Origin of the sequence: Pseudomonas sp. NFX98, assembly GCF_047784845.1 — a bacterium.
Lineage (GTDB): Bacteria > Pseudomonadota > Gammaproteobacteria > Pseudomonadales > Pseudomonadaceae > Aquipseudomonas.
The window spans coordinates 328,439-347,323 of the sequence record NZ_JBLNNF010000004.1 but is presented as its reverse complement, the minus strand read 5'-3'; the positions used below and the strand labels follow the sequence as shown (position 1 = coordinate 347,323).

Below are 18,885 nucleotides of genomic sequence, written 5' to 3'. Positions count from 1 at the left end.
CCTGATGTGCCGCGTAGTCTGACTTTGCGACTGCTGCGCAGCCGAACGCAGGCTGCGCCAGCTGCTACCAGGTATGTGTTGTGGTCGAGCTATGTGCCCCACCCCTCACGCACCGCCCGCCGAATCCCTTCCAGCAACATGGCGAACGCCGGGTTGTCGTTGTTCTCGCGCCAGATCAGGTGCAGTTCGCTTTGCACGCCTTCACCCAGGTCGATATCGCGGAACACCACATTCTTGAACACCACACTGGTCGCGCAGCGCGGCACCAGGGCCAGGCCCATGGCGGCGTTGACCAGGGCGAGGATGGTCAGCGACGAGCCCAGCCATTGCACGTAGTCCGGGGCGACGCGGGCCGAGCGCAGCATGCCGGTCAGCAGTTCGTTGAACGGTGGGTAGGCGGCGTGGGAATACATCAGGAACGGTTGGCCGTCGAGATCCTGGACCGACACGCTGGCGGCCGTTGCCAGAGGGTGGGTGCTGGGCACCGCCAACACGAACGGTTCACGCACCAGGCATTCGGTGGAGTAGCCGGGTTCCAGCAACGGTGCGCGAGCGATACCCAAATCGATGCGGCGGGCGCGCAGGGCTTCGTGCTGCTGGTAGGTGTTCATCTCCGACAGGTCGATCTTGACGTGCGGCTGCGTCAGCCGCGCCTCGGCAATCACCTTGGGCAGGAACTCATACACCGCGCTGCCGACAAAACTGATATTGACCGTACCAATGTCACCCTCGGCAAAACGCCGTGCGGTGACTGCCGCTTGCTGAGCGCGCTCCAGCAAGTTCTGCGCTTCGATGAAGAACGCCCGGCCGGCAGCGGTGAGGGCGACGCTGCGAGTACTGCGGGTGAACAGCTTGACCCCGAGGTGATGTTCGAGCAATTGAATCTGCCGACTGAGCGGCGGCTGAGTCATGTTCAACCGTTCGGCGGCGCGGCGGAAATTCAGTTCAGTGGCGACGGTGGTGAAGCAGCGCAGTTGAGTCAGCTCGAACATTGATCTAATCCAGGTATCAATCGAATGCCAAGTTAGATTAGACGGGATCAATGTCGGCGTCCATGATCGGCCCACGCCTCAAGCAATCCCTATAAAAACAAATGATCGGGAGTCGCCCCTTGAAAACCCTGCAGAGTCCACCCGACCCGAATGTGCTGGCCCGCGCGGCGGCCAAAGTCAAACGCCACGTGTTGCCGCTGTTCGTGGTGATGTTCATCGTCAACTACATCGACCGGGTCAACATCGGTTTCGTCCGTAGCCACATGGAAACCGACCTCGGTATCGGCGCTGCCGCTTATGGCTTGGGTGCCGGGCTGTTCTTCGTCGGTTACGCGATCTTCGAAGTGCCGTCCAACATGCTGCTGCAACGCTATGGCGCACGGGCCTGGCTGACGCGAATCATGTTCACCTGGGGCGCGGCGGCGATGGCGATGGCCTTCGTGCGCGGTGAAACCAGCTTTTATGTACTGCGCTTCATTCTCGGCGCCGCCGAAGCCGGCTTCTTTCCCGGCATCATTTACTACTTCACCCAATGGCTGCCATCGACCGAACGCGGCAAGGCCATGGCGATTTTCCTCAGCGGTTCGGCCATCGCCTCGGTGATCTCCGGCCCGGTGTCCGGCGCGCTGCTGCACATCAACGGCTTGAGCCTGCACGGCTGGCAGTGGATGTTTCTCATCGAAGGCTTTGCGTCCATCGTGCTCTGCGGTTTTGTCTGGTTCTGGCTGCAATCCCATCCGCGTGATGCGAAGTGGTTGAGCGAGGAAGAAAAGACCGCGCTGACAACAGCCATCGACCTGGAACAGCAGGCCCGCGAAGCCACGCAGACGGTCAAACCGTCGATGCTCAAGTTGCTGGCCGACAAGCAGATCGCGCTGTTCTGCTTCATCTATTTCTCTATCGCCCTGACCATCTACGGCGCCACGTTCTGGTTGCCGAGCATGATCAAGAAGATGGGCAACCTCGGTGACTTCCAGGTCGGGCTGTTCAACTCGATCCCATGGATCATCTCGATCATCGCGATGTACGGCTTCGCTGCGATGGCCAGCAAGTGGAAATACCAGCAGGCGTGGGTCGCGGTGACGCTGGTGATCGCCGCGTTCGGCATGTTCATGTCCACCACCGGCGGGCCGGTGTTCGCTTTCGTCGCCATCTGTTTTGCCGCCATCGGTTTCAAGGCTGCTTCGGCGTTGTTCTGGCCGATCCCGCAAGGCTATCTCGATGCGCGCATCGCCGCTGCCGTGATCGCCTTGATCAACTCCATCGGCAACCTCGGCGGCTTCGTCGCGCCAACCGCGTTCGGTTTCCTGGAGCAGACCACCGGCTCCATCGAAGGCGGTTTGTATGGCCTGGCCGCGACATCGCTGGTGGCCGCCGTGGTGATCTTCTTCGCCCGCACCGCACCTCGCGGCGACAGCCTCCGTGCGTTGACCGGCGCATCGCCAGAAGGCGTCGCCGCAAAAAAGCCAGTCAGTCATCAAGCCCTGAAATCTGATCCAACGGGAGCAGCCTCTTGAAAATCAAACGAGTCACCGTTACCCCCATCGCCTTCCGTGATCCGCCATTGCTCAACGCCAGCGGCATTCACGAACCCTTTGCCCTGCGCTCGATCATCGAGGTCGAAAGCGACAATGGCTACATCGGTTTGGGGGAGAGTTACGGCGACGCTCCGGCGCTGGCGATCCAGCAACAGCTGCAAAGCCAGCTGATCGGCCTTGACCCGTTCAACCTCAATCAACTGCGCGCCATCGTTCAGGCGACTGTGGCGGCGAACAAACCGACGAGCCTTGCCGGCGCGGAACTGGCTCCCGGTTCCCATGCGAGCAAAGCGGTGAGCAACGCTTACTCGGCGTTCGAAGTGGCGTTCCTCGATTTGCAGGCGCATTCGTTGAACGTGCCGTTGGTGGACTTGCTGGGCGGGGCGATCCGCGACGAGATTCCGTTCAGCGCTTACCTGTTCTTCAAGTACGCCCAGCACGTCGATTCACCCTACAAACCGGACAACTGGGGCGAGGCGCTGAACGAAGAGCAGATCGTTGCCCAGGCGCGGCGGATGATCGAGGCCTACGGTTTCAAGAGCATCAAGCTCAAGGCCGGCACGCTGCCGCCGGAGCATGAAGTGTCGTGCATCAAGGCGCTGAAAAAAGCCTTCCCGGGCTACCCGCTGCGCATCGATCCGAACGGCAACTGGTCGCTGGAAACCTCGATCCGCATGGCCGAATTGCTCGGCGATGACCTGCAATATTACGAAGACCCGACGCCAGGCCTGGACGGCATGGCCGAACTGCACAAACGCACCGGGCTGCCATTGGCGACCAACATGGTGGTTACCGACTTCGACGAGTTCCGCCGCAGCGTGGCGCAGAACAGCGTGCAGATCGTCCTCGCCGACCACCATTACTGGGGTGGTCTGCGCGACACCCAGGCGCTGGCGAAAATGTGCCAGACTTTTGGCCTCGGCGTGTCGATGCATTCCAACTCGCACCTGGGCATCAGCCTGATGGCCATGGCCCATGTCGCCGCCTCGGTGCCGAACCTCGATTACGCCTGCGACACCCATTATCCATGGCAGGAACCGGACGAAGAGGTGATCAAGGGCGGCAAGCTGCCGATCGTCGATGGCTGCGTGAAGATCACCCGGGCGCCGGGGCTGGGCCTGGAACTGGATCACGATCAACTGGGCAAGCTGCATGACCAATACCTGACCTGCGGCATTCGCCAGCGTGATGACGTGAAGCAGATGCAGCGTTACAAGCCGGAATGGAAAGCGGTTAAACCGAGATTCTGATTGCGTGTAGTCCTTTGGTCCGGGAAGCGTGGGCGCGCTGCCCGGACCGTTTTTTTGTCGCTACAACCCATCCCCCAGCGCCTTGAAATACTCAGGGCTGTCGCTGATTGAATTGTGTCCCGTGCCCTTGATCACCTGCATCGATGCCATGCCCTTGGCGAAATGGCCGTACAGCCGCTGCGTGCTTGAACCCGGAATCACCTCGTCATGTTCGGCAGCGATCAGCCGCGTCGGCACCGTGATATGCGAGGCGTAGCGCCAGGATTCGAATTTGTCCTTCAACAACCATTGCACCGGAAACCAGCGAAACTGGCGGGCGGCGAGTTCTTCGAGGCTGTTGTAAGGCGTGACCAGCAGCAGTCGCGTGGCCGGACGCGAGCTGGCCAGGCGCACGGCAACCCCTGAACCCAGACTGCGCCCGACCACGGTAATTTGCGGATGATCGGCGTAGACCTTGTCGAACAAGGTCATGGCATCACGGGCAATCGCCTCCTCGGAGGGCGAGCCGCTGCTGCCGCCATAGCCTCGGTAATGCATGAAGTACAGCGTATGATCAGGAAAGGCTTCGGCGAACCCCGGCAGGCTCCGCGAAACGTCCTCGGCATTGCCGCCAAAGTAAATCAGCGCCTTGGGGCCATCGTACGGTCTGACTGAAACCCGCACCTGCGCGTCATCGACGGGCAGCGTGAGCAACGTTTCGGCTGAGCCGATGGCGCGCGGTTGCGGGTAGTAGATGAGCGAACGCTGAAAGACGAACAGCGCAACGCAAAGCGCCAGGTACACCGCTGCGGGGATGACGACGAGTAACACCAGGATTCGAGACATTCGGCTAACGTTAGTGGGCGGCATTGACGGCTCCGGGTGCTGTCAGAGTGTAGCTGGCGGTATAGGAGGGCGCCGATGCCTAACGGTCTCAAGTGGCTCAATGTGTTGCCATCGGAAAGAGCGGCCCTGGCCTTGGGTTTTGCCTTCCATTTCTGTGTGCTCGCCAGTTATTACCTGGTACGACCGTTGCGCGATGCCCTGGGTCTTGAGGGCGGCGCCGACAAGTTGCAGTGGCTGTTTACCGCCACCTTCGTGGTGATGCTGCTGATGGTGCCGGTGTTTGGCGCGTTGGCCTCGCGGCTGCCGGCCACACGGTTTGTGCCGTTGATCTACCGCGTGATTGCCGTGTCGATGCTGGTGTTCGGCGTGCTGATCGCCAACCACGTCGCGCCGGTGACGGTCGGGCGAGTGTTCTTCGTCTGGATCAGCATCTACAACCTGTTCATCGTCTCGATTTTCTGGAGTGTGCTGGTCGACCGTTTTTCCAGCGAACAGGGCAGGCGCCTGTTCGGTTGCATCGCGGCGGGCGGCACCCTCGGCACGTTTATCGGGCCGTTGCTGGCGGCGACCATGGCCACCCGGCTGGGCCCAATGGCATTGACCGTCGCCGCAGCACTGTTGCTGGAAGTCGCCGTGCGTTGCTATCGGGCGTTGTTGCTGCGTACGCAATCGCAGTCGGGCAATCCACTACTCGACGAACGGCGCTTGGGCGGCGGCATGCTCGCCGGCATCACCCTGATCCTACGCTCTCCGTACCTGTTGGGGCTGGTGCTGTTCATGCTGCTGCACACCAGCGCCGCGACCTTGTTGTATTTCGAGCAGGGTCGGATTGTCGCTGGCAGCTACGCTGATACGGGTAGCCGGACGCAATTTTTCGCCGTCGTCGATTTGATCGTGTCGGCACTGACCTTGACGCTGCAACTGCTGCTGACGGCGCCGTTGATCCGTTTTGTGGGCATTGGCGGAGCCCTGATTGCGATGCCACTGGCGACCATCGTCGCGTTTGCCGCCATGGCACTGGCGCCGGTGCCGGCCACCGTGGCGCTGGCGCAAGGGCTGCGTCGCGCGGTGGAGTTCGCGATTGTGCGCCCGGCGCGGGAGGTGTTGTGGACGGTGGTCAGCCGCGAAGAGAAGTACAAGGCGAAGAACGTGATCGAGACCCTGGTCTATCGCGGAGGCGATGCCGCCAGTGGCTGGTTGTCCGCCGGTTTGACGACGATGGGCGCAGGGTTCGGCCTGGTGGCGCTGTTCATCGTGCCGTTTGCCGGGCTATGGGCCGGGTTATGTCTGTGGCTGGCCCGGCGACAGGCGCAACAAGTCGAAACCTGATTGGCGGGCGAGGGACGATTTATGAGCCATCCTGTGGGGTACACCCGTAGAGAAATACTCACGCTGGCTGCCGGTGTTTCGGCGGTCTTCACGTTCGGTCCGACCGGCGCGCAAACCCCGCCGTCGACGGGAACAGGAGGCAAGACCATGCAGACCCGCGTCATTCCTTCCAGCAAAGAGTCGCTGCCCATCGTCGGGCTGGGCACCTATCGCGGCTTTGATGTGGCCCCCGAAGATCCGGCCTACAAACAACTGCCCGCCGTGCTGCACGCGTTGTTCGAGAAGGGCGGGACGGTGATCGACAGCTCACCGATGTACGGCCGTGCCGAACAGACCACCGGTGAACTGCTGTCGATCCACGAGCCACGCTCGCCGGCGTTCCTGGCGACCAAGGTGTGGACCCGGGGCCGCGAAGAAGGCATCGCGCAGATGGAAGAGTCCTTCAGGCTGTTGCAGACCGACCGCATCGACCTGATGCAGATTCATAACCTGCTGGACTGGCAAATCCATTTGCCAACCCTGCGTCACTGGAAGGAAGAGGGCCGAATCCGCTACATCGGCATCACCCATTACACCGCGTCGGCGTATGAAGAAGTGGAAGCGGTACTCAAGGCCGAGCAACTGGACTTTCTGCAGATCAACTATGCGCTAGACGATCGCGGTGTCGAGAAACGCATCCTGCCGCTGTGCCGCGAGCGCGGCGTGGCGGTGATCTGCAACCGGCCATTCGGCGGCGGTGGCTTGCTCGGTCGATTGAAAGACAAACCGCTGCCGGGTTGGGCCGCGCAAGTCGGGGTCAAGAGCTGGCCGCAACTGGCGCTGAAATTCCTCTTATCGCATTCGGCGGTGACTTGCGTCATTCCCGGTACTGGCAACCCGCGCTACATGGCGGAAAACGCCGGGGCCGGTTTCGGCCCGATGCTCACCGATGCCCAGCGCCATCAGTTGATCGCATTGGTGGAGTAGCCCATCAATCCGGGGCTTTCATGCTGATTTCGCCGTTCGCCGGCGTGTCATGAAAGCTCTCCTATACTGTTTCGCGAAGATCAGTTCCTGACTGCCCGCAGCATGGCGCGGGCGCCCCTGTTCACTACTGCAAGGAGATCGATTATGGCAATTCGTATTGGCGACGAAGCTCCGGATTTCACCGCCGAGACCACCGAAGGCACACTCAATTTTCACCAGTGGATCGGTGATGGCTGGGCCATCCTGTTTTCCCATCCGAAGGATTTCACACCGGTTTGCACGACCGAACTCGGCTATCTGGCCAAACTCAAGCCAGAGTTCGACAAGCGCAACACCAAGATTCTCGGGCTGAGCATCGACCCGGTCAGCGACCACAACAAGTGGGTCGGTGACATCGAGGAAACCCAGGGCAACGCCGTGAATTATCCGCTGATCGGTGACGAAAACCTGGTGGTGGCCAAGCTCTACGACATGATTCACCCGAACGCCAGCGGCGGTTCGCGCACTGCCGTGGACAATGCCACGGTGCGTTCGGTGTTCCTGGTCGGCCCGGACAAGAAGATCAAGGCAATGCTGATCTACCCGATGAGCGCCGGGCGCAATTTCGATGAAGTGCTGCGTTTGCTTGACTCACTGCAACTCAATGCCAAGCACACCGTGGCCACGCCGGTGAACTGGCGTCCGGGTGAGGACGTGATTATTCCGACGTCGGTGTCGGATGAGGATGCGAAGAAGAAATATCCGGATGGGTTCAAGACTCACAAGCCGTATCTGCGCACCGTGGCGCAACCGAAGTAATCACCTTGTAGCAGCTGGCGCAGCCTGCGTTCGGCTGCGCAGCAGTCGCAAATTCGGACAATGCGGCCCTTCAGGAAAACCGCGTGCTCTGGTTTTACGACTGCTTCGCAGCCGAACGCAGGCTACGCCAGCTGCTACAACAGTCTCCCTCCTAAACCAGATACTTGCGAAACCACTCCACCGTCCGATCCCACGCCAGTTTCGCCGCCGCCTCGTCATAACGCGGTGTCGAATCATTATGAAAACCATGATTGGCGCCGGGGTAGATAAAGGCTTCATAGGTCTTGCCCCCGGCCTTCAACGCCTGCTCATAGGCCGGCCAGCCTTCGTTGATGCGCGTGTCCAGTTCGCCGTAGTGCAGCATCACCGGTGCCTTGATTCGCGGCACATCCTTGGCTTCTGGCTGACGCCCATAAAACGACACCGCTGCACCCAGCTCCGGATAGGCCACGGCGGCCGCGTTGGTGACGCCACCACCGTAGCAGAACCCGGTGATGCCCACTTTGCCGCTGCCGGCGGGGTGTTTCATCATGAATTCGACGGCGGCGAAGAAGTCATTCATGAGCTTTTGCGGGTCGACTTTTTCCTGAAGCGCGCGGCCCTTGTCGTCGTTGCCGGGATAGCCGCCGACCGAACTCAGCCCGTCCGGGGCGAGAGCGATGAAACCGGCCTTGGCCACGCGCCGGGCGACATCTTCGATGTATGGATTGAGCCCACGGTTTTCATGGACGACCACCACCGAGGCGACTTTGCCGGTGGTCTTGGCCGGACGCACCAGATAGGCACGAACCTCGCCGTGGCCCTTGGGCGAAGGGTAGGTGATGTACTCGGCGATGATGTCCGGGTCGGTGAACTCGACCTGCTCGGCGAGGGCATAGTTCGGGCCCAGGGAGGCCAGCAGCGCACTGGCCGTCAACCCGCCTAGCGTGAACAACGCCGCCCGGTCGAGAAACTCACGCCGGTTGATCAGGCCATGGGCGTAATAGTCGTAGAGCTCCAGCAATTCGGGGGCAAAGTCTTTCGCAGTGAGACGGGGCATCTGTGCGTTTCCTTTTCGACTGGTTTGACGCGGACCCTGTAGGAGTGAGCCTGCTCGCGATAGCGGCCTAAGATTCGAAATATCTTTACCTGATACACCGCCATCGCGAGCAGGCTCGCTCCTACAGGGGGTGATGTTAGTTCAAACCCTGCGCCCCGGCTTTCGCCACTTGCGCATCCTGCTCGGCCTTGACTCCGGACACCCCGACCGCACCAATCACCTGGCCGTCGACGATGATCGGTACGCCGCCTTCGAGCGACGTCAGCAACGGTGCCGAGACAAAAGCAGTGCGGCCGCTATTGATCATGTCCTCGTAACCTTTCGACTCGCGTCGTCCGAGGGCAGAGGTGCGCGCCTTTTCGGTGGCGATGTAGGCGCTGATGGGTGCGGCGCCGTCGAGGCGTTCGAGGGCCAGCGGGTGGCCGCCGTCATCGACGACTGCAATGGTCACCGGCCATTGGTTGTTTTGCGCTTCGGTCCGCGCCGCAGCGAGGATTTTGGTCACTTCGGTCTGGCTCAGCACGGCTTTGCTTTTCATGGGCGTTCTCCAGGGCGCTATTGCGACAATGCGGCTTCGACCACTTCGATCCAGTGCCGGACCGGCGTGCGGCCCGCGCCGTCGAGGTGGGACTGACAGCCAATGTTGGCCGTGACAATGACTTCGGGGTAACCGCTTTCCAGGGCATTCATCTTGTTGTCGCGTAGTTGCCGGGACAGTTCCGGCTGGGTCAGCGAGTAAGTGCCCGCCGAGCCACAGCACAGGTGACCGTCGGGCACGAAGGTCAGGTTGAAGCCCAGGCGCTCCAACACCGTTTCTACCGCGCCACCGAGTTTTTGCGCGTGCTGCAAGGTGCAGGGGCAGTGGAAGGCCAGACGCTGGGCACTGTGAATGCCGAGCTGTTCCAGCGGTTCAGCGCGCAACACTTCAACCAGATCCCTGGCCAGCGCACTGACTTTCCTGGCCTTCTCCGCGTAAGCCGGATCGCGTTCGAGCAGATGCCCGTAATCCTTGATGAAAGCCCCGCAACCACTGGCCGTCTGCACGATGGCTTCGGCGCCTTGTTCGATGCTCGGCCACCAGACATCGATGTTGTGGCGGGCGCGATCAAGGCCGGCGGCCTGGGCGTCCAGGTGATAATCCACGGCACCGCAGCAACCGGCTTCGCGGGCCGGGGTGACGCTGATCCCAAGGCGATCCAGCACCCGCGCGGCGGCTACGTTGGTATTGGGCGACAGGCCCGGTTGCACGCAGCCTTCAAGCATCAACACGTGCCGCGCATGGCGGGTGGCGGGGCGCGGCTTGGTCTGTGCTGCGCGGCGCGGCAGTTTGCTTTGCAGTGCGTCGGGCAGCAGTGCGCGGAATATCTGACCGCTGTTGACCAGGCCTTTGAACAGGTCCGGATGGGGGACTAGCGTACGCAAGCCTTCGCGCAATAAACGCTGGCCGATTGGCCGCGGTACCGCCGCATCGACCACCGCGCGGCCGATATCCAGCAAGTTGTGATAGTCGACGCCGGACGGGCAGGTGGTTTCGCAGTTGCGGCATGACAGGCAGCGGTCCAGATGCTGCTGGGTCTTTTGTGTGACCTCGTTGCCTTCCAGCACTTGCTTGATCAGGTAGATGCGCCCGCGCGGGCCATCCAGCTCATCGCCGAGAAGCTGATAGGTCGGGCACGTGGCGTTGCAGAAACCGCAGTGCACGCAGGTGCGCAGGATGCTGTCGGCTTCTTCGGCGCGGGGCAGTCGGCGGGCGCTTTCGCTCAAGGTGGTTTGCATGGTTCAAAGCTCCGCGTACAGGCGACCGGGGTTGAAGATGCCCCGGGGATCGAGTTGTTGCTTGAGGCTTTGGTGATAGCGCAGCAACGGGCCGGGCAACGGCTGGAAAGGGCAGTCGATCAGGCCGTGGCTGTAGCAGGTCACGTGGCCGCCGACTTCCTCGACCACCTGGCGAATGAACGTCGCTTCAGCGTCGGACTTGAGCCAGCGCTGGGCGCCGCCCCAGTCGATCAGTTGCCGACCGGGCAGGGACAGTTTTGGTGTGTTGTGCGGCAACGACAGACGCCATAGCGGCTGGTCCCCATCGAAGAAACTCAAGCGATGTTCGTTGAGGTCGGCCCAGTAGGCGTTGTCCAGCCATTGACCGCCCAAACGATCCTGGGCCGCCGACACCGAACCTTTGCCACCTTCAAGACGCAGGTGCAGGTTCTCGCCGTCGTGACAGGCGGCGCTGATCGGCAAGGGTTGCTGGCCCCATTGCGCCAGATGCTGCAAGGCGCGCTCGCTGTTCATCTCCAGGCTGATGCTCACCGATTGCCGGGGTTTGGGCAGGACCTTGAGCGAGACTTCTGTGATCAGTCCCAGCGTCCCGTAGCTGCCGGCCATCAGGCGCGACAGGTCATAACCGGCGACGTTCTTCATCACTTCGCCGCCGAATCGCAAATGCTTGCCGAGACCGGTGATGACCCGAGTGCCGAGGACAAAGTCGCGCACCGATCCCGACCACGGTCGGCGTGGCCCCGACAATCCGCAGGCAATCATGCCGCCCACGGTGGCGCCATCGCCGAATGACGGCGGTTCGCAGGGCAGCATCTGCTGCGCGGCGTCCAGCACTTGCATCAGCTCGGCCAGTGGCGTGCCGCAGCGCACGGTGACCACCAATTCCGTCGGGTCATAGCTGACGATGCCGCGGTGCGAACGGGTATCGAGTATTTCCCCCGCAGTCACGCGGCCAAGAAACGCCTTGCTGTTGGAGCCCTGGATGCGCAGCGGCGTGGCGTTTTCCAACGCCTGATTGACTTGCTCCAGCAGCGTGCCGCAGTCATCGAAATCGCCTGTGCCATGCATCAGAAACGCTCCAGGTCAGGGAAGGGCAACTGCCCGGCGTGTACATGCATCGCGCCGAATTCGGCACAGCGGTGCAGGGTCGGAATGTTCTTGCCGGGGTTGAGCAGACCGCTCGGATCGAACGCCGCCTTGACCGCATGAAACAGGGTCAGCTCGTCGCTGTTGAACTGCGCGCACATCTGATTGATCTTCTCGCGGCCCACGCCGTGTTCGCCGGTGATGCTGCCGCCGACCTTCACGCACAATTCCAGGATCTTGCCGCCCAGGGTTTCGGCGCGCTCAAGTTCTCCCGGCGTATTGGCGTCGAACAGAATCAGCGGGTGCATGTTGCCGTCACCGGCGTGGAACACGTTGGCCACCCGCAGGCCGTATTCGGCCGACAACTCTTTGATGGCGTGCAGTACGCCGGGCAAGGCGCGGCGTGGAATGGTGCCATCCATGCAGTAATAGTCCGGCGACAAACGGCCAACGGCCGGGAACGCATTCTTGCGCCCGGCCCAGAAACGCACGCGCTCGGCCTCATCTTTGGCCAAGCGTACTTCCGTGGCGCCGGCCTGTTCCAGCACTTGGCGCACACAGTCGCAATCGTCATGAACGTCAGCTTCGACGCCATCGAGTTCGCACAGCAAAATGGCCTCGGCGTCGACCGGGTAACCGGCGTGGATAAAGTCCTCGGCGGCGCGGATCGCCAGGTTGTCCATCATTTCCAGGCCACCGGGGATGATGCCGGCGGCAATGATGTCGCCGACGGCGCGTCCGGCCTTTTCCACGGAATCGAACGCCGCCAGCAGCACCTTGGCGGACTGCGGTTTGGGCAGCAGTTTGACCGTGACTTCGGTGATCACCCCGAGCATGCCTTCGGAGCCGGTGAACAAGGCCAGCAGATCGAGGCCGGGTGAATCGAGGGCGTTGGAGCCAAGCGTCAGGTGTTCGCCGTCGACGGTGAGAATGTCCACTTTGAGCACGTTGTGCACGGTCAGGCCGTACTTCAGGCAATGCACGCCGCCGGCGTTTTCCGCGACGTTGCCGCCGATGGAACAGGCGATTTGCGACGACGGGTCGGGCGCGTAGTACAAACCATGCGGCGCGGCGGCCTGGGAAATCGCCAGGTTGCGCACCCCCGGCTGGACCCGTGCGGTGCGGGCGGCGGGGTCGATGTGCAGAATCTGGTTGAAACGCGCCATCACCAGCAGCACGCCTTTTTCCAGGGGCAGGGCGCCACCGGACAAACCGGTCCCGGCCCCCCGGGCGACCACCGGCACTTGCCGCTCATGACACAGGCGCAGCACGCCTTGAACCTGCGCGATGTCCCGAGGCAGCACCACCAGCATCGGCGTGGTGCGATACGCCGACAGGCCATCGCATTCGTACGGCTTGAGTTCTTCCTGCTGATGCAGGATTTCCAGCTCCGGCCACTGCGTTTGCAGGGCTTGCAGCAATGCTTTTTTGTCGACGTCAGGCAGGGCGCCGTCAACGCGCTCATCGTAGAGAATGTTCATCGGCGCTCGACCCTCGTTTTGTTGTTATGTGAGGTCTGTTTTCGCGGTCCATTGTCTTAATCATTGGCCCGCCAGGCTCAGCTGTCCATGGGATCTTTGTCTGCTCGACGGACGATTCATTCAATAAAACCCTCATCCCCTGTGGGAGCGAGCTTGCTCGCGATGACTTCGTCACATCCGACAGAGATATTGACTGACCCACCGCTATCGCGAGCAAGCTCGCTCCCACAGGGAACTGGGCGTGTAGAACACCACGCCCGGGCAATGAGCCCGGGCGTGGATAAGATTTATGCAAGAAAACACTGCGCTGGAATCAATGCCCGCCCACCACCATATGGCTGAACGGCGCCACATACGCCTGCAACGTCACCAGCCCACCGACCAGGATCGCCAGGATGATCGAGTGGAAGAACACGTAGCGCAGGATTTCCCCTTCATGGCCATACCAACGCGTAGCGGTGGAGGCGACCACGATGGATTGGGCATCGACCATCTTGCCCATGACCCCGCCAGAACTGTTGGCGGCGGCCATCAGCACCGGGCTCAGGCCCAGTTGCTCGGCGGTGACCCTTTGCAAGCCGCCGAACAGTACGTTGGACGCGGTATCCGAACCGGTCAGCGCCACGCCCAGCCAGCCGAGCAACGTGCCGAACATGGGATAGAAAATCCCCGTCGCCGCAAAGGCCAGCCCCATGGTCGCGTCCAGCCCCGAGTAACGCGTGAGGAACCCGAGGGCGAGCATCGCGGTGATGGTGATCAAGGAGTAGCGCACCACCCACAACGTCCGTAGATACTGATGGATCAGTTGCGGGATGGAGTACCCCATCAGCAATCCGCCGACAATCGCTGCCAGCAGAATGCCGCTGCCGGTGGCAGTGAACCAGGTGAATTTGTACACCGCTTCTTCGACTTTCGGCGCCGGCACTACCGGTGGCACCTTCTCGATTTGCTGGTGAATGGTGGTGAAGGTCAGTACCGGGGCGAACACCGGGTTGGCTTCGCGCATTGGCTTGCCCTGCGGGTCGAGCTTGGCCGAATTGGTGGCCGGATCAATCGCCGGGCGGGTGTCGAACATGTTTTTGAAGCCCTGTGTGCCCCAGGCGAACACGAAGATGGTGAGGATGATCCAAGGCATCCACGCGCGCATCACAGCCTTTTTCGAGTCGCTGGAAAAGGCCGCGGTGGGCTCGGTTTTCGATTCATATTCAGCGTCGATCTTCGAATCGTCGACCCGTCCGGTCAGGGCCGCGGAGGTATGTATGGTGGCCGGTTTCCACACTTTCAGGAAACCGGTCAGGCAAGCCATGGAAATCAGCGCGGCGATCACGTCCACCAGCATCGGCCCGTGATAGTTGGAAACGAGGAATTGCGGGATGGCAAAACTGACCCCGGCCACCAGGATGGCCGGCCAGATTTCCAGCATCTTGCGCCAACCGGCAAACGCCCAGATCAGCCAGAATGGCACGATTACCGAGAAGAATGGCAGTTGCCGACCGACCATCATCGACAGCTCCATTTCATCCAGCCCAGTGACTTTGGCCAGGGTAATGATCGGCGTACCCAGCGCGCCGAATGCCACCGGCGCGGTGTTGGCGATCAGCGCCAGGCCCGAGGCGGCGAGCGGCGAGAAGCCCAGACCGATCAGAATCGCCCCGGTCACCGCCACCGGCGTACCGAAACCGGCCGCGCCCTCGAAGAAGGCACCGAAGCAGAAGGCGATCAGCAGCAGTTGCAGGCGCCGGTCGTCGGTGATCCGCGCCAGGGAATCCTGCAACACTTTGAATGAGCCATTCTCGGTGGTGAGACGGTGCAGAAAGATGATGTTCAACACGATCCAGCCAATCGGCAGGAGACCGTTAGCCGCGCCATAGAGTGCCGCGGACCCGGCCATATTGGCGGGCATGCCGAACGCGAAGATGGCGATCACCAGCGCCGAGGCCAGGGCGAGCAGTGCCGCCAGGTGTGCCTTGACATGGAAGAACGCCAGCGCGGCCAGCATTACCACCACCGGCACGGCGGCCATGAGGGTGGATATGACCGGGTTACTGAACGGATCGTAGATTTGCTGCCAAACCATGTTCCACCTCTGCTTTTTATTGTTGGAAATGCAGACCCCGGAGGGGCGGTGGCTTGTAGTATAGGTGGCATTTCGCCGCTGTCAGGTTGAGTGGTCAGACCTGCGTACCAGCGCAATTTCGGGGCTGAGCTAGCATTGCCAGTAAGGTCGAAAATCCTGCGACGGGAGGAAAATTGCCATGACTGAGCGCCATCTGGAGCACAAGGAGACGCTGTCGAACGGATGCAGCATTCGGGTCAAAGCCGAAATATTGAAGGACGGTTCGTTGGGGATGTTTATCGGTGTCTACTGGCCGGACGGCACGCCAATCGACGAAAACCATGATCCCAAACCGCACATGCTGGACATGGAAGCGGCGATGGATTGGGGCATCGATATTGCCAAGGGCATCGGCAATAGTCAGCGAACGTTGTAGTGATTGGCTGTGGATCTGTGTTGAAGCCATCGCGGGCAAGCCTTGCTCCTACAGGGGCGATGGTGTTCGCAAACAATGCGTACGCCGCAAAATCTGTAGGAGCAAAGCTTGCTCGCGATGCTTTTAGTGCTTGAACATCACATGCCGCACAACGGTGTAATCCTCCAGTCCATACATGGACATGTCCTTCCCGTACCCGGACAGTTTCTGACCACCGTGCGGCATTTCGCTGACGAGCATGAAGTGCGTGTTCACCCAGGTGCAGCCGTATTGCAACCGCGCCGACAGGCGATGGGCGCGGCCGACGTCGGCGGTCCACACGGAAGAGGCGAGGCCGTAATCCGAATCGTTGGCCCAGCCCAGCACCTGCGCTTCGTCGCTGAACCTGGTCACTGACACCACCGGCCCGAACACCTCGCGACGGACGATTTCGTCATCCTGCTGCGCGTCGGCCAGCACGGTGGGTTCGAAGAAGAAACCATTGCCGTCAACCGCCTTGCCACCGGTGATCAAGCGAATGTGCGGCTGCGCCACGGCGCGCTCGACGAAACCGGCCACGCGGTCGCGGTGTTGCGCGGTGATCAACGGGCCGAGTTCGGTGGCCGAATCATCCTGCAAACCGTACTTGATGCTGCTGACCGCTGCGCCGAGCTTCTCGACGAATTTGTCGTAGATGCCTTCCTGGGCATAGATGCGGCAGGCAGCGGTGCAGTCTTGCCCGGCGTTGTAGAAACCGAAGGTGCGAATGCCTTCGACAGCGGCGTCGATGTCGGCGTCGTCGAAGATGATCACCGGGGCCTTGCCGCCGAGTTCCATGTGCATGCGTTTGACGGTGTCGGCGGTGCTGGAAATGATGTTCGAACCGGTGGCGATCGAACCGGTCAGCGATACCATGCGCACTTTCGGGTGAGTGACCAGCGGACTACCCACGGATGGCCCACGACCGAACACCAGGTTGAGTACGCCGGCCGGGAAAATCTCCGACGCCAATTGCGCCAGACGCAGGGCGGTCAGCGGGGTTTGTTCCGATGGCTTGAGCACGACCGTGTTGCCGGCGGCGAGGGCCGGGGCGATTTTCCAGGCGACCATCATCAGCGGGTAGTTCCACGGCGCGATGGAGGCGATCACGCCCACGGGATCGCGGCGGATCATCGAGGTGTGGCCCGGCAGGTATTCGCCACCGGCCGACCCGCTCATGCAACGGCTGGCGCCGGCAAAGAAGCGGAACACGTCGGCAACCGCCGGGATCTCGTCGTTCAGCGCGGCGCTGTAGGGTTTGCCGCAGTTGTCCGATTCCAGTTTGGCCAGCTCTTCGCCATGGGCTTCAATGGCATCGGCGAGTTTGAGCAGCAGCAGCGAGCGTTCTTTCGGCGGGGTTTGCGACCAGCCGTCGAACGCGGCATCGGCGGCGCGTACGGCGGCATCGACCTGGGCTTCGCTGGCTTCGTTGATTTCCACCAGCACACGGCCCAGCGCCGGGTTGAATACGGGTTGGGCGGGGCCTTCGCCGTCGAGCAGTTGGCCGTTGATCAGGAGCTTGGTTTGCATGGTTCTGTCCTCTTCGAAGCTATTATTTTTCTCTATGGAAACCGGCCCCTGTAGGAGCTGCCGAAGGCTGCGATCTTTTGATCTTTATCTTCAAAAACAAAATCAAAAGATCGCAGCCTGCGGCAGCTCCTACAGGGGTAATGAGGTGTCAGTTACCGACAACGACTCTTTGCGACGCCTTGCTCTGCGGCTTGGAAAACTTCCACGCATCACCCGCCGGTGCCGTGCCTTTGTCGTAAGGTTTGCCCAGCAGCATGTAGACCAGGCCTGCACCCATCACCACCAGAGTGGTCAGGATCATTGAATAGTTGATGTACCACGGTGCATCCGGCGAGCGCGGCCAGACCATGTTGATGATGGCGCACACGCCGTAGATCAGCGCCGCCAGGTTGATCCACAGACCCCAGGCACCGAGGGTGAATTGACCGTTCGGGCGCCAGCCCTTGGCGCGGGCGATCAACGCGGCGACTACGATCAGCTGGAACGCCACGTAAATACCAATGGCCGCAAAGCCGACGATGGTGGCCACCGCGTCGGCCATGAACATGCCGAGGCAGACAATCGCCGCCGGAACCAGACCGCTGACCAGCAGCGCGAACGATGGCACATGGTTTGCGGACAGACGCTTGAACAGCGAACTGCCGACGATCATTTCGTCCCGTGCATAGGCGAACAGCAACCGGCTGGCGGCCGCTTGCAGGCTCAACACGCAGGAAATGAACGAGACCATCACCACCGCCATCACCAGGCGCGAACCCACGGGGCCAAACGCGTTGGCCAGGATGGTGGCAACCGGGTCGGTGTCTTCGCCGGCCAGCACCTTGGCCATGTCCGGGACCGAAAGGATCAGCGCCAGGCACGCGAACATTGCCGCAGCGCCGCCGATGTAAATGGTCATGCGCATGGCTTTGGGAATGCGTTTGCCCGGGTTTGGGGTTTCTTCGGCGACATCGCCGCAAGCCTCGAAGCCGTAGTACTGGAACAGACCGGCCAGGGATGCCGCGAGGAACGCCGGCAAGTACGAGCCATTGACCTCAAGGTTGAAGGTGTCGAACAGCACGCTGATCGGCTGGTGACGCTCGAAGATCAGCAGATAGCCACCGACGAGAATCGCCCCGACCAGTTCGCAGAGAAAGCCGAACATCGCCACCCGCGCCAACAACTTGGTGCCCACCAGGTTCAACGCGGTAGACAGCAGGATGATTGCCAGGGCGATGTAGATGTTTGCCTCGGGACCGGGGCTGAAGCCCATCATGATCGCCAGATACGGTCCGGCACCCACCGCGACCCCGGCGATGGTGGCGCACAAGGCCCACGCATACACCCAGCCGACCATCCACGCCCAGCGCTTGCCCACAAGGCGACGGGCCCAAGGGTAAACACCGCCGGAAATCGGGAACTGCGAAACCACTTCACCAAAAATCAGGCACACCAGCATCTGCCCGGCGCCGATCAACAGGTAAGACCAGAACATCGGCGGGCCGCCGGCAGCCAGGCACAAACCGAACAGGGTGTAGACGCCGACGACCGGCGACAAGTAGGTAAAGCCCAGGGAAAAGTTCTCCCACAGGCTCATGCTGCGATTGAAATCGGAGCTGTAGCCGAGGGCGCGCAGTTGTTCCGCATCCTGGTCGGCGCTGGTGCTTGCACGCGTGTCAGATGAGCCACTCATGTTATTTCCTCATTATCAATGGCAGTGGATTAGTGCTGGCGGGTTGGCCCGCCGATGCCCGGTTTGGGCTTGTTGTTTTGTTGAAACCCCCTG

The 18,885-nt window shown here is 61.5% G+C and carries 16 protein-coding genes; 6 read left to right on the top strand and 10 right to left on the bottom strand.

The features are described from left to right. Positions 1–89: 89 nt before the first annotated feature. Positions 90–992: a LysR substrate-binding domain-containing protein gene (locus ACM110_RS07655; RefSeq protein WP_416127287.1), complete on the bottom strand. Its 903-nt coding sequence runs from the start codon at positions 990–992 to the stop codon at positions 90–92. A gap of 119 nt (positions 993–1,111) precedes the next feature. Between ACM110_RS07655 and ACM110_RS07650 the strand changes: the two genes are divergently transcribed. Together ACM110_RS07650 and ACM110_RS07645 are read left to right on the top strand one after the other, a co-directional pair. Next, positions 1,112–2,509 carry an MFS transporter gene (locus ACM110_RS07650; protein ID WP_416127286.1) on the top strand — a complete coding sequence of 466 codons (1,398 nt, stop codon included), beginning with the start codon at positions 1,112–1,114 and terminating at the stop codon, positions 2,507–2,509. Next, the gene (locus ACM110_RS07645; RefSeq protein WP_416127285.1) at positions 2,506–3,780 is read left to right on the top strand and encodes a glucarate dehydratase family protein; all 1,275 of its coding nucleotides are present in this window, start codon (positions 2,506–2,508) and stop codon (positions 3,778–3,780) included. Before ACM110_RS07650 ends, ACM110_RS07645 begins: the two co-directional genes overlap by 4 nt. A 60-nt stretch (positions 3,781–3,840) precedes the next feature. Here ACM110_RS07645 and ACM110_RS07640 read toward each other — a convergent pair whose 3' ends face one another. Beyond that, positions 3,841–4,629, bottom strand: coding sequence for an alpha/beta hydrolase (locus ACM110_RS07640; protein ID WP_416127284.1), 789 nt, complete (start codon positions 4,627–4,629; stop codon positions 3,841–3,843). Between the two features lie 51 nt (positions 4,630–4,680). Here ACM110_RS07640 and ACM110_RS07635 point away from each other — a divergent pair, with 51 nt between their 5' ends. The 3 genes from ACM110_RS07635 (at position 4,681) to ACM110_RS07625 (ending at position 7,698) form a co-directional block, all read left to right on the top strand. After that, the gene (locus ACM110_RS07635; protein WP_416127283.1) at positions 4,681–5,934 is read left to right on the top strand and encodes an NTP/NDP exchange transporter; all 1,254 of its coding nucleotides are present in this window, start codon (positions 4,681–4,683) and stop codon (positions 5,932–5,934) included. A gap of 21 nt (positions 5,935–5,955) precedes the next feature. Beyond that, positions 5,956–6,900: an aldo/keto reductase gene (locus tag ACM110_RS07630; RefSeq protein WP_416127282.1), complete on the top strand. Its 945-nt coding sequence runs from the start codon at positions 5,956–5,958 to the stop codon at positions 6,898–6,900. A gap of 144 nt (positions 6,901–7,044) precedes the next feature. After that, a complete protein-coding gene (locus ACM110_RS07625; protein ID WP_416127281.1) occupies positions 7,045–7,698 on the top strand; it encodes a peroxiredoxin in 654 nt (217 codons plus the stop codon). Between the two features lie 151 nt (positions 7,699–7,849). Here the strand turns inward: ACM110_RS07625 and yghX are convergent, their stop codons facing one another. The 6 genes from yghX to ACM110_RS07595 form a co-directional block, all read right to left on the bottom strand. Next, positions 7,850–8,737 (bottom strand): YghX family hydrolase, encoded by an 888-nt coding sequence (gene yghX / locus ACM110_RS07620; protein ID WP_416127280.1) that lies wholly within the window; start codon positions 8,735–8,737, stop codon positions 7,850–7,852. A 136-nt stretch (positions 8,738–8,873) separates the two neighbouring features. Continuing rightward, complete coding sequence (locus tag ACM110_RS07615; protein ID WP_416127279.1) at positions 8,874–9,275, bottom strand: heme-binding protein; 402 nt, start codon at positions 9,273–9,275, stop codon at positions 8,874–8,876. 17 nt (positions 9,276–9,292) lie between these two features. Continuing rightward, positions 9,293–10,513, bottom strand: a complete 1,221-nt coding sequence (gene glcF / locus ACM110_RS07610; protein ID WP_416127278.1) for a glycolate oxidase subunit GlcF — start codon at positions 10,511–10,513, stop codon at positions 9,293–9,295. 3 nt (positions 10,514–10,516) lie between these two features. Then, entirely contained in the window at positions 10,517–11,581 is a 1,065-nt protein-coding gene (glcE, locus tag ACM110_RS07605) for a glycolate oxidase subunit GlcE (protein WP_416127277.1), read from the bottom strand. After that, entirely contained in the window at positions 11,581–13,080 is a 1,500-nt protein-coding gene (gene glcD, locus ACM110_RS07600) for a glycolate oxidase subunit GlcD (protein WP_416127276.1), read from the bottom strand. The genes glcE and glcD overlap by 1 nt, the downstream gene beginning before the upstream one ends. Positions 13,081–13,393: 313 nt before the next feature. Continuing rightward, positions 13,394–15,157, bottom strand: coding sequence for an L-lactate permease (locus ACM110_RS07595; protein ID WP_416127275.1), 1,764 nt, complete (start codon positions 15,155–15,157; stop codon positions 13,394–13,396). 178 nt (positions 15,158–15,335) lie between these two features. Between ACM110_RS07595 and ACM110_RS07590 the strand changes: the two genes are divergently transcribed. Beyond that, on the top strand, positions 15,336–15,572 hold the full coding sequence (locus tag ACM110_RS07590) for a hypothetical protein (RefSeq protein ID WP_338586294.1): 237 nt from the start codon (positions 15,336–15,338) through the stop codon (positions 15,570–15,572). A 123-nt stretch (positions 15,573–15,695) separates the two neighbouring features. Here the strand turns inward: ACM110_RS07590 and ACM110_RS07585 are convergent, their stop codons facing one another. Next, the gene (locus tag ACM110_RS07585; RefSeq protein WP_416127274.1) at positions 15,696–17,120 is read right to left on the bottom strand and encodes a gamma-aminobutyraldehyde dehydrogenase; all 1,425 of its coding nucleotides are present in this window, start codon (positions 17,118–17,120) and stop codon (positions 15,696–15,698) included. 148 nt (positions 17,121–17,268) lie between these two features. Beyond that, positions 17,269–18,792, bottom strand: a complete 1,524-nt coding sequence (locus tag ACM110_RS07580; protein ID WP_338586296.1) for an APC family permease — start codon at positions 18,790–18,792, stop codon at positions 17,269–17,271. Between the last annotated feature and the right edge of the window lie 93 nt (positions 18,793–18,885).

Coding starts and splice junctions, on each gene's coding strand:
- ACM110_RS07595 (WP_416127275.1), bottom strand. CDS start 15,157: ATGGTTTGGCAGCAAATCTACGATCCGTTCAGTAACCCGGTCATATCC.
- ACM110_RS07580 (WP_338586296.1), bottom strand. CDS start 18,792: ATGAGTGGCTCATCTGACACGCGTGCAAGCACCAGCGCCGACCAGGAT.
- ACM110_RS07640 (WP_416127284.1), bottom strand. CDS start 4,629: ATGCCGCCCACTAACGTTAGCCGAATGTCTCGAATCCTGGTGTTACTC.
- ACM110_RS07625 (WP_416127281.1), top strand. CDS start 7,045: ATGGCAATTCGTATTGGCGACGAAGCTCCGGATTTCACCGCCGAGACC.
- yghX (WP_416127280.1), bottom strand. CDS start 8,737: ATGCCCCGTCTCACTGCGAAAGACTTTGCCCCCGAATTGCTGGAGCTC.
- glcD (WP_416127276.1), bottom strand. CDS start 13,080: ATGAACATTCTCTACGATGAGCGCGTTGACGGCGCCCTGCCTGACGTC.
- ACM110_RS07615 (WP_416127279.1), bottom strand. CDS start 9,275: ATGAAAAGCAAAGCCGTGCTGAGCCAGACCGAAGTGACCAAAATCCTC.
- ACM110_RS07655 (WP_416127287.1), bottom strand. CDS start 992: ATGTTCGAGCTGACTCAACTGCGCTGCTTCACCACCGTCGCCACTGAA.
- glcF (WP_416127278.1), bottom strand. CDS start 10,513: ATGCAAACCACCTTGAGCGAAAGCGCCCGCCGACTGCCCCGCGCCGAA.
- ACM110_RS07635 (WP_416127283.1), top strand. CDS start 4,681: ATGCCTAACGGTCTCAAGTGGCTCAATGTGTTGCCATCGGAAAGAGCG.
- ACM110_RS07590 (WP_338586294.1), top strand. CDS start 15,336: ATGACTGAGCGCCATCTGGAGCACAAGGAGACGCTGTCGAACGGATGC.
- ACM110_RS07630 (WP_416127282.1), top strand. CDS start 5,956: ATGAGCCATCCTGTGGGGTACACCCGTAGAGAAATACTCACGCTGGCT.
- ACM110_RS07585 (WP_416127274.1), bottom strand. CDS start 17,120: ATGCAAACCAAGCTCCTGATCAACGGCCAACTGCTCGACGGCGAAGGC.
- glcE (WP_416127277.1), bottom strand. CDS start 11,581: ATGCATGGCACAGGCGATTTCGATGACTGCGGCACGCTGCTGGAGCAA.